The following is a 12,402-nucleotide window of genomic DNA, read 5'->3' on the forward strand; positions in this document are numbered from 1 at the left end:
TGAGCGCTCCTTAGAGACACCGTGCCGGCGTGAACGGCCGCCGGGTCTCCAATATGTTTTGTTATGGATTTAACTGCGGGTGGATAAAACGCGCGCCGTGCCTTGAAGCGTGCGGCGCGCGCCGGTTCTGCTTCAGTACTTCATGACCACGAGACGGGTCTGCGTGAATTCGAGCATGCCGTGCTTGCCGTCGTCGCCGCCGAGACCCGAGCGTTTCCAGCCGGCGTGGAAGCCCTGATACGGATCGGCCGGCGTGCGGTTCACATACAGCTCGCCCGCTTCGATGCCGTTGGCGACCTTCATCGCGGCGCGATAGGTCTCCGTGTACAACACCGACGACAAACCGAACTGGTGGTCATTCGCCATCTCCAGCGCTTCGTCGAGCGTGCGGTATTTGACGACCGGCATGATCGGACCGAAGGTCTCTTCCTGGATGATTTCCATGTCCTGACGGCAATTCGTCAGCAACGTGGCCGGATAGAAGAAGCCCGGGCCGGACGGCAGCGTGCCGCCGGTTTCGAGCGTGGCGCCCGCCGCGACCGCGCGTTCCACCATGGCGTGAATCGACTGGCGCGAGGCTTCGTTGACGAGCGGACCCATCAGCGCGGGCTGTTCGCTGCGGTCGCCGCTTTCCACTGCGCTCATATGCTGTTTCAGCAGCGCGACGAAGCGGTCATGCACGCTTTCCTGCACGTAGACGCGTTCAATCGCCGTACACAACTGACCGCAGTGCGTGGTCTTGGACGCCACCAGATCGCGGGCGGCTTTCTCCAGATCGGCGTCGGCTTCGATGATCGCCGGTGTCTTGCCGCCCAGTTCGAGCGACGGCTTGGCGATATTCGCCTTGCAGTAATCCAGCACCTTGCGGCCCGCGCCGACGCTGCCGGTCAGCGTGATCATGCCGACCTTCGGATGCGTGCAGAGCGCTTCGGCGGTCGCGTGATTCATCGCGAGAATGTTCACGACGCCCGCGGGCAAGCCGGCCTTCTCGACAGCGCGGGCGATTTCGAACGCGGACGTCGGCGTGTTATTGCTCGGACGCACCACCACCGTATTACCGGCGATCAACGCGGGCGCCACCTTGCGCATGAACGTGTAGACCGGATAGTTGAACGGAATCAGGCAGGCCACCACGCCGATCGGCTCGCGATGCAGCACGAGGTTTTCGTCGGGCGTATCGCTCGGAATCACTTCGCCTTCGATACGGCGCGCCCATTCGGCGTGATAGCGGGTGATCTGGCCGGCGTAGATGGCTTCGTTGGTGGCGTCGGCGACACTCTTGCCCGACTCCAGCGCGAGCGCCGCGCCAATGGCGGGCGCGCATTCGGTCAGCGCGTCGGCGAGCTTGTGCAGATAAGCGCCGCGTTCGGCGGAAGGCAGCTTGCGCCAGCCCTTCTGCGCGGCAGCGGCGGCGTCGACCGCGGCAAGGGTCTCGGCCGGCGTGGCCGCCGTGACATGGGCGATCACAGCGCCGGTGGCCGGGTTATGGACGGCGATGAGTTCGTCGCTCGCGGATCCGGTGGCGGGTTCGTTGAACCGTCCGTTAGAAAAATTCCGCTCGATTCGCATGGTCGTCTCCTGAATGGCGTGGTGCAAAACGCATGGCCTCCGGCTATCGCCTTCATGCCTAAGTTGCATGAACAGAATTTTTCTCCTCGTCAGGGCGACCCACAAGCGAATAATTTGCGTGACAAACATTCGAAAAAATCATGTTTATCCAGGGATCGACCTTATACGCCGATCCCCATTCCGAATTGCAGAATCCGGGCTTCGCCAAAAAGCAGCGGCCTCGCGGGCGGCGTTCCAGCCACCCGGACCGAAGGCCGCTCACTACCAACGTCTGGAGCTCGACAATGAAAAAGAACCGCCTGGCCACGGCCACTACCGCCACCCTCGCCGGTTTCGCGGCGCTCGCCTCGCTGGCGACGACGCCGGCTTTCGCGCAAAGCAGCGTGACCCTGTACGGCGTGCTCGACGAGGGGATCGACTACACCAACAATGCCGGCCGCGGCGCGGTGTGGGAAATGGCGAGCGGTTATGCGCAAGGCAGCCGCTGGGGCATGAAGGGTTCGGAAGACCTGGGCGGCGGCATGAAGGCGGTGTTCCAGTTGGAAAACGGCTTCGACGTGAGCTCCGGCCGTCTGGGCCAGGGTGGCCGCATGTTCGGCCGCCAGGCCTATGTGGGCCTGAGCGACAACCGTTTCGGCACGGTCACGCTGGGACGTCAGTACGACTCGGTGGTCGATTACCTCGCGCAGACCACGGCCAACGGCAACTGGGCCGGCTATCTGTTCGCGCATCCGTACGACAACGACAACACCGACAACTCGTTCCGCCTCGGCAATAGCGTGAAATACGCGAGCCCGGATATCGCTGGCTTCCAGTTCGGCGGCGTCTATAGCTTCAGCAACGACACCAACTTCGCGAACAACCGCGCGTACAGCTTCGGCGGACAGTACGCGAACGGCGGGCTGCTGATCGCGGCGGCCTACCTGCAGGCGGACAATCCGGGCGTGGGCTCCACCGGCGCGATCACCGCGAACGACGCGAGCTTTATCGCCGGCCGCATGCGCGTGTTCGGCGGCGGCATCAACTACACATTCGGCTCCGCGACTGCGGGGTTTGCGTACACCAACTCGAACTACCAGAACCCGACCGGCAACGGCTATATCGGCATTCCGCTGGCTGCGGCCGGCGTCACGTTGAATACGCTGAAGTACCAGAACTTCGAAGTGAACGGCAAATACCAGTTCACGCCGGCGTTCTTCGTCGGGGCACAGTATGTCTACACCATGGAGAACTACGACGCGTCGTCAGGCAGCGTGAAGCCGAAGATTCACTCGGTCGGTCTGATGGCGGACTACAACCTTTCCAGACGCACGGACGTCTACGTTCAGGGCGAATATCAGAAGGTGGCGGGCAGTTCGACCCACTCGATTCTCGACGACGCATTCATTCCGGGCGTGCAGGCGCCGTCGTCGACGGGCACCCAGGTGGCCGTGCGGGTCGCGTTGCGGCATAAGTTCTAATTGAAGGCAACCGGCGGGGCGGCAGCAGGCCCCGCCGTGTTCAGGTTTTTCCGATGTTCACGTTCCGTATACAGCTCGCATTCTTTGAACACGTTCGCAACGTGCATCGTCCATTGTTCGCCCGCGAGACTCAATCGCCGACTTTCACCACCACTTTCCCGAACGCCCCCCGCTCCAGATGCGCGAGCGCGGCCGGCAGTTGGTCGAATGCATAGACCGTATCGACCACCGGTTTGAGTGCGAGCGCATCGACCGCGCGCACCAGGTCGTCAAGCGCGCGCCGATGGCCAACGCCGATGCCCTGGATCGTCGGCCGTCCGAGGAAACTCGGAATGCTCGGCAGCGACATGCTGTAGCCATCCAGCGTGCCGATCAGCGAAATACGGCCGCCTTGCCGCAACGCGCGCAACGAAGCACCGAGGTTCTCGCCGCCCGCCAGTTCGAACACATGATCGACGCCGCGCCCGCCGGTCAGCTCACGCGCGACACGCTCCCAGTCGGGCGTGGCGTTACGGTCGATGCCATGCGTCGCGCCCAGTTCCAGCACGCGCTGCAGCTTGGCGGCGCTGCTCGTGGTGGCGATCACCTGCGCGCCATGCGCACGCGCCAGTTGCACGCCGAACAACGCGACGCCGCCGGTGCCTTGCATCACCACCGTTTGCCCCGCATGGACCGCGCCCTTCTCCACCAGCGCGAACCACGCGGTCAGGCCGGCGCACGGCAGCGTGCTGGCTTCGACCGCGCTCAGCGAGCGCGGCGCGCGCACGGCCCACGATTCGTGCAGCACCACGTAATGCGCCAGCACGCCGGGCAACGAGCCGCCGAGCACGCCCGCGTCGGGCGGACATTCGCCGTCCACCCAACCCGCCCAGAACGTGCCGAGCACGTCGTCGCCCTCGCTGAAACGCGTCACGCCGGCACCGGTCGCGACCACCGTGCCGGCCATGTCCGAACCGGGCGTAGCCGGCAGCGTCGCCGACGTGTCCGTCTGCTCGTCGGCGATAAACCACAAGTCGCGATAGTTCAGCGACACCGCCGCGACCCGCACCACGATTTCACCCGCGCCGGGCGTCGGCATTGCCTTTTCTTCCAGCCGCAGATTGTGCGCACCGGCTTCGCGTAAGACCCATTGACCCATCGTTTGCATATCGGCTCCCGCCTGAACGTTTTCGATGAAAAGAGTCTACGGTTTCTATAAACGCTACAGTGGCGGTATCTGATCGTCAGTTTGTAGCGTTTTTGGCGCCAGTCAGTCCGCTATCGTCGCTCATCGAGCCAAGGGAGCGTGTTCCATGAGAGACCGTCTGAGCGGCATCGCCGCGTTCGTCAACGCCGCCGAAGCCGGCAGTTTCGCGCTGGCCGCCGAGCGCATGCATCTGTCGCGTTCGGCGGTGGGCAAGACCATCGCGCGTCTGGAAGAGCAACTCGGCACGCGGCTGTTTCATCGCACCACGCGCAGTCAAAGCCTCACCGAAGACGGTCACGCGTTTTACGAACGCTGCGTGCGCGCGCTCGCCGAACTCGACGCGGGCGAAGCGACCTTGACAGCGGGCCGTCAGGATCCACAAGGAAGGCTGCATGTCAGCATGCCGGTGCTGTTCGGGCGACGTTGCGTCGCGCCGATTCTGCTGGAACTGGCGCAGCGTTATCCCAAGCTGGAGTTGCAGATCAGTTTCACCGATCGCGTGATGGACCTGGTCGAAGAAGGCATCGACCTGGTGGTGCGCGGCGGGCCATTGAATCGCGCGCCAGCGGGACTGGTGGCGCGCAGGCTCGGCGAACAGATCATGGCGCTGTGCGCGGCGCCCGCTTATCTGGCCAGAAACGGCACACCTGACACGGTGGCGGATTTGCAGCGCCATCAAGGCATTTTCTATGCGCGTGGAAGGCGTGAAGCAGCATGGCAGCTTCCGGATGAAGACGGTGTCTTGCAGAACATCGTGATTCCGCACCGCCTGCGTTTCGACGATCTCGAAACCATTCTTGCCGCTACCGTGGCGGGCACGGGCATCGCCTGTCTGCCGTGCTGGCTGATCGCCGACGCCATGGCGAGCGGCGTGCTGGTGAAGGTGCTGCCGGCATTGCCCGGACAGCGCATCGATCTGCATCTCGCATGGCAACAGACGCGCCATTTGCCGTCGCGAATGCGCGTCGTGATCGACGAACTCGCGGCGCGCGTGCCCGCTGTGCTCGCGGAGGGCATCGTCGATAAGAGTTGAAGATTCGCGTGGGACGTCATGCGCCAATTCATTAAAGCGGCGCACACCCGGTAAATCTCACGCGCGACAGCAAAACCTCAACCGCCCGAGGTCTTCTTCACGAACGCGCTAACCACGGCCTCCAGTTCCTTCGTAATCGACGTCATCACGCCGGCCACGACCGCGAATTCGCGACCCGTCACATCCGTGCGGCTCGCGACGATCTGACCGTTGAAGGAGACGATGTGCGCCTCTTTCGCGATCGCCTTGATCCGTTCGATCAGGTTCTGCTGCTCTTTCTTCTGCGCTCGCGCAATCCGCCGGCTCTCCTCTTCATACACCGCCGTGACGCCATGCAGTTGCGCGAGCAACGGATCGACCGAGCCGATCAAGGCGGCGAGCGTGTCCTCCGACTGCGGCGCGGCGCGTCCGATCGCATCGAGCGCCGCCGTGGCCAGCGCGATAAAGTCGGCGATCTTCTGCGCCACCTGGCCATTGCCATGAAACGCGTCACGCAGCGCCGGTGAGAATAATCCCGGCAAGCCGTCGCGACCTTGCACCAGCGCCGCGTGACTGTCGGCGAACGTGCGCAAGGTGTCGCGCGCAATGGAGAGCGCGCCGTCGAATTGCTGGAACGCCAGCATCGCCTTCAACGCAATGCGCTGCGACAGCATCCGCTGACGTCCGGCCATGTTGATCAACGAACTCATCACCTCGCTGGAGACGTCCGTATCGGCCGGTATAACGTGAAGCCTTTGTGCGGTAATGCTCATGGTCACTTCTTAACGATGTCGAGAGTCCCCGCCGCAGGCGCGTTCGTCGCGTAAAACCGCGGCAACGAACGCGCCGGCACGGCCGGGTTGATGCGTCACTCCGTGGCGTGCGCGTGCATTACGCCGGTCTGCATCGACCACGCCATCCACGGACGGCGCAGCGCGACGATCGCGACGAACGCGCAGGCGGCCAGCGCGCCGAAAGTCGCGAAGCCCATCTGATAGCTGCCGGTGCTTTCTTTCGCGATGCCCATCACGACCGGCAGATAGAAGCCGCCGATCCCGCCCGCCGCGCCGACAATGCCCGACATCAACCCGGTACGCCCCGCCCAGCGATGCGGCACCAGCTGGAAGGTCGCGCCGTTGCCGAGACCAAAGGCCACGTACAGGCACAACAGCAACGCGATGCCGCCCACCATCGAAGGCATCGCAGCGGCGAACACGAAGTCGCACAGCGAGATGATCGCCAGCAGGAAGGTCAGCGCGCGCACACCCGACACCTTGTCGGCGATCAGACCACCGAGCGGGCGCACCATCGCGCCGGTCGCGGCGAGCAACGCCATGAACAGGCCGGCGTCGATCTTCGACAGTTGATAGAGGTTAGTCAGCAGCAGCGACACATACGAGGACATGCCGACGAAACCGCCGAACGTGATGCTGTACACCAGCATGATCGCCCACGTATCGCGCTCACCGAGCACCGCGCGATAACGCTTCGGCAGCACCGCGATAGCCAGCAGCGCGCCGATCACCGGCAACAGCAGCACGCCGGTCTTACCCGCGCCGAACAGACCGGCTTCGACGAGCAGCACCAGCACGATCAACCCCACCAGCGTCACCGCGAAACTGCTGAATGCGCGCAGCACGCTGCCCGACTTGATGCCCGCGTCGTTGGCCCAGAAATACAGCGTGATCGCGGCAATCGCGAGCAAGGGCAGCGCGCCGCCGGCGGCCATCTGCCAGCCGTAGTGCGTGGCCAGTTGCGGGAACAGGAAACCGTCGAGCACCGCGCCGATATTGCCGGCCGCGGCCAGACCCAGCACCAGCCCCTGCACCTTCGGCGGATAGTTGCTGCCCGCCATCGGCAACGCCACCGCGAAACTCGCACCGCCGACTCCGAGGAACACGCCCAGCACCAGCAGCTCCGTGTACGACGGCACCGACGCCATGAGCGGCAGCACGATCGTCGGCACCGCCGACAACAGCACGCCCATCAGCGCGATGCGTTTGCCGTGCGCGGACTGATAGAGATTGCCGAGCGTCACGCGCAGAATCGCCGCCGACAGCACCGGCACGGCCACCAGAAAACCTTGCTGCGCGGGCGTCATCGCAATGCTTTTGCTGATGAACGGCGCGAGCGGTCCGTACAGCACCCAGACCGTGAAGCCGGTGTCGAAATAGAGGAAGCACGCCACCAGCGCGCGCCAGTCCCCGCTCTTGAGGGAGCTCATCACGTTTTTCATCAGACATCCTCATAAAACTGATTGTTCGTCTATCCGGCCGCAACGTATGAGGCTGCGTGGTGCTGTGCTTTTTGCCATGCACCGGAATGGTCGACAAGGTTGAAAACCGGCTTGAACATGCAACCTCCATGCCATCCGGGTCCGTCGTTTGACGCTCGCCTGCGTACTCTTTGAAACCTGAAACTTCGACCTCGGCGGGCCGCTTTTCACACCGTCTCAATCTTCAGTAAACGTCGCGTGCATAGCGCTTTTCGCGCGCGAGGCGGCTCACGTAGTCGAGCGCTTTTTCGTCGCTCATGCCGCCGTGTCGCGCGACGATGTCCTTCAACGCGGCGTCGACGTCTTTCGCCATGCGATTGGCGTCGCCGCAGACGTAGAAATGCGCACCGTCTTCGAGCCACGACCACAGTTGCGCACCCTGCTCGCGCATGCGGTCCTGCACATAGATCTTGTCCGCCTGGTCGCGCGAGAACGCGACGTCGAGCCGGTTGAGCAGACCGTCGTCGCGCATGGCCTCGAGTTCGTCGCGATAGTAGAAATCGGACGACGCATGCTGCTCGCCGAAGAAGAGCCAGTTGCGCCCGCTGTCGCCACGTGCACGCCGCTCGTGCAGAAAGCCGCGAAACGGTGCGACGCCGGTGCCGGGGCCGACCATGATCATCGGTGTGTCCGCGCCGTGAGGCGGCCGGAAATGCGCGGACTTCTGCACGAACACCGGCACGTCGACGTCGCCGGCGCGATCGGCGAGAAACGTCGACGACACGCCTTTGCGATGACGCCGGCCATTGCTGTAACGCACGGCGGAAACCGTCAGATGCACTTCGCGAGGATGCGCTTTCGGACTCGAGGCGATCGAATACAGGCGCGGTTGCAGGCGTTTGAGCATGCCGGTCAATTCGGCGGCGGTGAGCTTCACCGGAAACTCGTGCAACACGTCGGCTAGCTGTTGCCCCCACAACCATTGCTTGAGGTCGGCCTTGCGCTCGGGCGTCAGCAGATCGCGCAGCGCGCCTTTACCGCTGCCCTTGCCGTTATCGCTGCGCGCGGCGATCAACGCGAGCGCATCCGGATTCGGCCGTGCGATCTCGTAGTGCCGGTGCAGCGCGTCGGCCAGACGCATCTCGCCCGCGCCCGCCACCTGTACCAACGCGTCGGCGTTGGTGCAGGTGAGGCCGATCAATTCATCGACCAGCTCCGGACAATTGCTCGGCCAGACGCCCAGCGCGTCGCCCGTTTCGTATTCGAGGCCGGATTCGTTCGTGCTGAGTGAAAAGTAGCGCGTGTCTTTCGCCGCGCCCTGCTTGTTCAGACGCAGATTCGCGACGAGCCGCGACGCGGCCGGCTGCGCTTTGCTCGGCACGGCGCCGGGGATCACCGCGTTGATCATGCCGCCGGGCGGCACCGCATGTAGCGCGGCATCTTCCTCTTTAATGCGCACGATGATGCGTTCGAGCCACGCGTCGGCGCTTTGCTGATAGTCGCTGTCGCAATCGACTCGCTCCATCAGTCGCCGCGCGCCTTTGGCCGCGAGCCGTTCGTCGAGGCGACGACCGTGGCCGCAAAATTGATCGTAGTTGCGGTCGCCGAGCGCGAGGACCGCGAAGCGCACGCCGTCGAGACGGGGCGCGGCGTCCGTGGCTGCGTTCGCAACTGCGTCCGTGCCCAATTCCGTCCAGAGACTTTGCGCGTTGTCGGGGGGATCGCCATCGCCGAACGTACTGGTCATCAGCAACACGTATTGCGCTTTGGCCAGCGCCGACACGTCGTAATCCGCCATGCACGAGGTACGGATTTCAAAACCCGACTCCATCAGACGCGTGGCGTAGCGCTCGGTGAGCGATTCGGTATTGCCGGTTTGCGAGGCCCATAGCAGCGTGACCTTGGGCCGTGCGCGTGCGATCCGCACGCCGGATGTTTGCGACGTGTCTGAGGGCGTGTGCGCGAGCGAGGTGGGCATGGCCGCTGATGCAGCGAGCGGCGCGCTGCGGCTAAACAGCCCCGCGAGCAAACCGTCCAGGTAGAGGCGTTTTGTTGCATCGAACGGCGCGCTGATCGGCAAAACCGGCACGGCGCTGCTGTCTCCACTAACGCCCTGCTCCCGCGCCGAGCGCAAGCCACTGACGAAACCCGCCAGATAAGTCCGCTCGGCATCGGAGAACGACGGCGCGGGCGTCGGCGGCAATTGCAACAAACGGGTGAGTGCTTCGATATGCGGCATAGACAGATCCTCGGCGCTGGCCGTTGCAACATCCACCGACGTGGCGGTCGCGCCCACCGCCAACGCAGATGCAGATGCAGATGCAGATGCAGATGCGGCGGCAAACTTAACCGCGTCATCGTTCAAAACCGACTCGCCAACCTCCACGCGCACCGCACTCAACGCGACCGCGCAAAACTTGAGTTCGGGTTGCTGCGAGACCGGATCGATTGCATCGCTTGTCACAGCGTTGATACACAGGTCGTCGCCGAACACGTCGTTCCAGTGCATCGGCGCGAAGCAGTGGCCCGCGCTCACGCGTTCGGTCACGACCGCCGGCAACACCGCGCGGCCGCGGCGCGAACGAATCTCCACCGGGTCTTTGGCCTTGATACCGAGCGTGGCCGCATCCTCGGGATGAATCTCGACGAACGGCCCGGGGTTCAGCTTGTTGAGCATCGCGACCTTGCCGGTCTTGGTCATGGTGTGCCATTGATGCTGCAAACGGCCGGTGTTCAGCACGATCGGAAATTCGCGATCGGGCAATTCGGCCGGCGCCGCATAAGCGCGTGCGAAAAACATCGCGCGTCCGCTGGCGGTCGGAAACGCGAGCCGTGGATGGCTGCCGTCCGGCAACGCTTTCAACGTCTGGCTGACGCCGTCGTTGACGTAACGCACGGGATTGCGTGCGTTCGAATCGTCCGCCGCCAGCGGCCATTGCAACGGTGTTTCCTTCAACCGCCGATGGCTCGCGCCACGCAGGTCGTAGCCGGTTTTCGGATTCGACGCCCGCGTGATTTCCGCGAACACTTCGTCGGCGCTCTCATAGCTGAAGGCCTCGGCAAAACCCATTTCACACGCCACGCGCGCAATGATCTGCCAGTCCGGCAACGCCGCGCCCGGCGGCTCGATGCCCTTTTGCATCAGCGTGAGCGTGCGCTCCGAGTTGATCATCACGCCTTCCGCTTCGGCCCATAACGCGCCGGGCAGCAGCACGTCGGCGTAGCGATTCGTCTCGGTGTCGAGAAACGCGTCCTGCGAAATCACCAGCTCCGCCGCGCGCAAACCGGCAATCGCGTTCTGCCGGTTCGCGACGCTCGCCACCGGATTCGTGCAGATGATCCAGCAGGCCTTGATCTCGCCCGCGGCCATGCGCGTGAACATATCGATCGTGCCGGTGCCGACTTCGGTCTTCAACGTGCCGGGTGGAATCTCCCAAAGCGCCTCGATAAACGCGCGGTCTTCCTCCACCAGCACCGACCGCTGGCCCGGCAAACCCGGACCCATGTAGCCCATTTCGCGGCCGCCCATCGCATTCGGCTGGCCGGTTAGCGAAAACGGCCCGCTGCCGCGCCGGCAGATCTTGCCCGTCGCCAGATGCAGGTTGCAGATCGCGTTGGTATGCCACGTACCGTGCGTGCTTTGATTCAGGCCCATGGTCCAGCAGCTGATCCACTCTTTTGCCGTGCCGATCATCTGGGCCGCGCGGCGAATCGCTTCGGCGGGCAAGCCCGTGATGCGCGCAACATTCTCAGGCGTGTAATCCGCCAGAAACGCGGGCATCGCGTCCCAGCCCTCGGTAACCTCGGCGATAAAAGCGGTATCCGTCTGGCCGTTTTCGTGCAACAGATGCAGCAGGCCGTTGAGCAACGCGAGATCGGTGCCCGGTTTGATCTGCATGAACAGATCGGCTTTGTCGGCGGTCGTATTGCGGCGCGGATCGACAACGATCAGTTTCGCGCCGGCCTTCACGCGATCCATCATCCGCAGGAACAGAATCGGGTGACAGTCGGCCATATTCGCGCCGATCACGAAGAACACGTCGGCGTGATCGAGATCGTCATACGAGCCCGGCGGGCCGTCCGCGCCGAGCGACAGCTTGTAGCCGCTGCCCGCGCTCGCCATGCACAGACGCGAGTTCGATTCGATATTGTTGGTGCCGACGAAACCCTTGGCGAGCTTGTTGACGAGGTACTGCGCTTCGATCGACATCTGCCCGGACACGTAGAACGACAGTGCGTCCGGTCCATGTTCGTCGAGCAGGCCGCGCAAGCGCGCCGCCGTGCTGCTGATCGCCTGCGCCATGGGCAGCGGCGCCGGATCCTGGTCGCGCGCGTGACGCACGAACGCGCCTTCCAGACGCCCTGACTTGCGCAACGCAACGTGCGCCGATTGCCCCTTCGTGCAGAGCCGTCCGAAGTTGGCCGGATGTTCCCTGTCGCCGGAAATCTTCACGACCTGTCCGTCCTCGACGTGCAGCACCATGCCGCAGCCAACGCCGCAGTAAGGGCATACCGTTTTAACGTTAGAGGAAGACATGGCGGGCAACGTGGCTCAATACAGTTAGCGGGCGATCAAACGGCGACCCACACCTGACCGTTTTCCACGCGCGTATCGAACGCGCTGACGGAATACGCGGGCGTTTCCAGGCACTCGCCGGTACGCAGATCGAAGTGATGCTTGTAGATCGGCGAAGCGACCACGACGCGTTCGCCGAGACTGCCGATCAGTCCGCGCGACAGCACCGCCGCCTGCGAGCCCGGATCGAAGTTCTCGATCGCGTAGACGGTGGCGTGTGCATGACTGTCGTGCACGTGAAATACGGCCACCTGCTCGCCGTTGACGAGCGCGCAGACGCCCGTGTTGGGGACGATTTCATCGAGCGGGCAAACGGGCTGCCAGACACGCGGCACACGGTCTTGGTTCATGGCGAAGTCCTCGGTAAATAACGCAACACGCGTG

General features: G+C 63.8%; 8 protein-coding genes. 2 read left to right on the forward strand and 6 right to left on the reverse strand.

From position 1 onward, the window contains the following. Nucleotides 1-132: 132 nt before the first annotated feature. Nucleotides 133-1,569 (reverse strand): aldehyde dehydrogenase, encoded by a 1,437-nt coding sequence (aldA, locus tag FA94_RS09665; RefSeq protein ID WP_035550126.1) that lies wholly within the window; start codon nt 1,567-1,569, stop codon nt 133-135. Between the two features lie 284 nt (nt 1,570-1,853). Between aldA and FA94_RS09670 the strand changes: the two genes are divergently transcribed. Then, the gene (locus FA94_RS09670; protein WP_035550129.1) at nt 1,854-3,029 is read left to right on the forward strand and encodes a porin; all 1,176 of its coding nucleotides are present in this window, start codon (nt 1,854-1,856) and stop codon (nt 3,027-3,029) included. A 130-nt stretch (nt 3,030-3,159) separates the two neighbouring features. Here the strand turns inward: FA94_RS09670 and FA94_RS09675 are convergent, their stop codons facing one another. Further along, nucleotides 3,160-4,167 (reverse strand): zinc-dependent alcohol dehydrogenase family protein, encoded by a 1,008-nt coding sequence (locus tag FA94_RS09675; protein ID WP_197070286.1) that lies wholly within the window; start codon nt 4,165-4,167, stop codon nt 3,160-3,162. 154 nt (nt 4,168-4,321) lie between these two features. Between FA94_RS09675 and FA94_RS09680 the strand changes: the two genes are divergently transcribed. Continuing rightward, nucleotides 4,322-5,248, forward strand: coding sequence for a LysR family transcriptional regulator (locus tag FA94_RS09680; protein ID WP_035550135.1), 927 nt, complete (start codon nt 4,322-4,324; stop codon nt 5,246-5,248). Between the two features lie 77 nt (nt 5,249-5,325). On the opposite strand, the gene FA94_RS09685 is transcribed toward FA94_RS09680, so the two are convergent. The 4 genes from FA94_RS09685 to nirD all read right to left on the reverse strand — a co-directional run bounded on the left by FA94_RS09685 (nt 5,326) and on the right by nirD (nt 12,368). Then, on the reverse strand, nt 5,326-6,000 hold the full coding sequence (locus tag FA94_RS09685; RefSeq protein WP_035550138.1) for a type IV pili methyl-accepting chemotaxis transducer N-terminal domain-containing protein: 675 nt from the start codon (nt 5,998-6,000) through the stop codon (nt 5,326-5,328). Nucleotides 6,001-6,095: 95 nt separating this feature from the next. Then, nucleotides 6,096-7,463 (reverse strand): MFS transporter, encoded by a 1,368-nt coding sequence (locus FA94_RS09690; protein WP_035550142.1) that lies wholly within the window; start codon nt 7,461-7,463, stop codon nt 6,096-6,098. A gap of 223 nt (nt 7,464-7,686) precedes the next feature. Further along, nucleotides 7,687-11,979 carry a bifunctional nitrate reductase/sulfite reductase flavoprotein subunit alpha gene (locus tag FA94_RS09695; RefSeq protein ID WP_035550144.1) on the reverse strand — a complete coding sequence of 1,431 codons (4,293 nt, stop codon included), beginning with the start codon at nt 11,977-11,979 and terminating at the stop codon, nt 7,687-7,689. A gap of 35 nt (nt 11,980-12,014) precedes the next feature. Next, entirely contained in the window at nt 12,015-12,368 is a 354-nt protein-coding gene (nirD, locus tag FA94_RS09700) for a nitrite reductase small subunit NirD (RefSeq protein ID WP_035550146.1), read from the reverse strand. Between the last annotated feature and the right edge of the window lie 34 nt (nt 12,369-12,402).

The organism is Burkholderia sp. 9120, assembly GCF_000745015.1.
In the GTDB taxonomy this organism is placed as follows: domain Bacteria; phylum Pseudomonadota; class Gammaproteobacteria; order Burkholderiales; family Burkholderiaceae; genus Paraburkholderia.

Excerpts from the sequence above, each read along its gene's own strand:
- FA94_RS09670 (WP_035550129.1), top strand. The coding sequence starts at position 1,854 with ATGAAAAAGAACCGCCTGGCCACGGCCACTACCGCCACCCTCGCCGGT.
- nirD (WP_035550146.1), bottom strand. The coding sequence starts at position 12,368 with ATGAACCAAGACCGTGTGCCGCGTGTCTGGCAGCCCGTTTGCCCGCTC.
- FA94_RS09675 (WP_197070286.1), bottom strand. The coding sequence starts at position 4,167 with ATGGGTCAATGGGTCTTACGCGAAGCCGGTGCGCACAATCTGCGGCTG.
- FA94_RS09695 (WP_035550144.1), bottom strand. The coding sequence starts at position 11,979 with ATGTCTTCCTCTAACGTTAAAACGGTATGCCCTTACTGCGGCGTTGGC.
- FA94_RS09685 (WP_035550138.1), bottom strand. The coding sequence starts at position 6,000 with ATGAGCATTACCGCACAAAGGCTTCACGTTATACCGGCCGATACGGAC.
- FA94_RS09680 (WP_035550135.1), top strand. The coding sequence starts at position 4,322 with ATGAGAGACCGTCTGAGCGGCATCGCCGCGTTCGTCAACGCCGCCGAA.
- aldA (WP_035550126.1), bottom strand. The coding sequence starts at position 1,569 with ATGCGAATCGAGCGGAATTTTTCTAACGGACGGTTCAACGAACCCGCC.
- FA94_RS09690 (WP_035550142.1), bottom strand. The coding sequence starts at position 7,463 with ATGAAAAACGTGATGAGCTCCCTCAAGAGCGGGGACTGGCGCGCGCTG.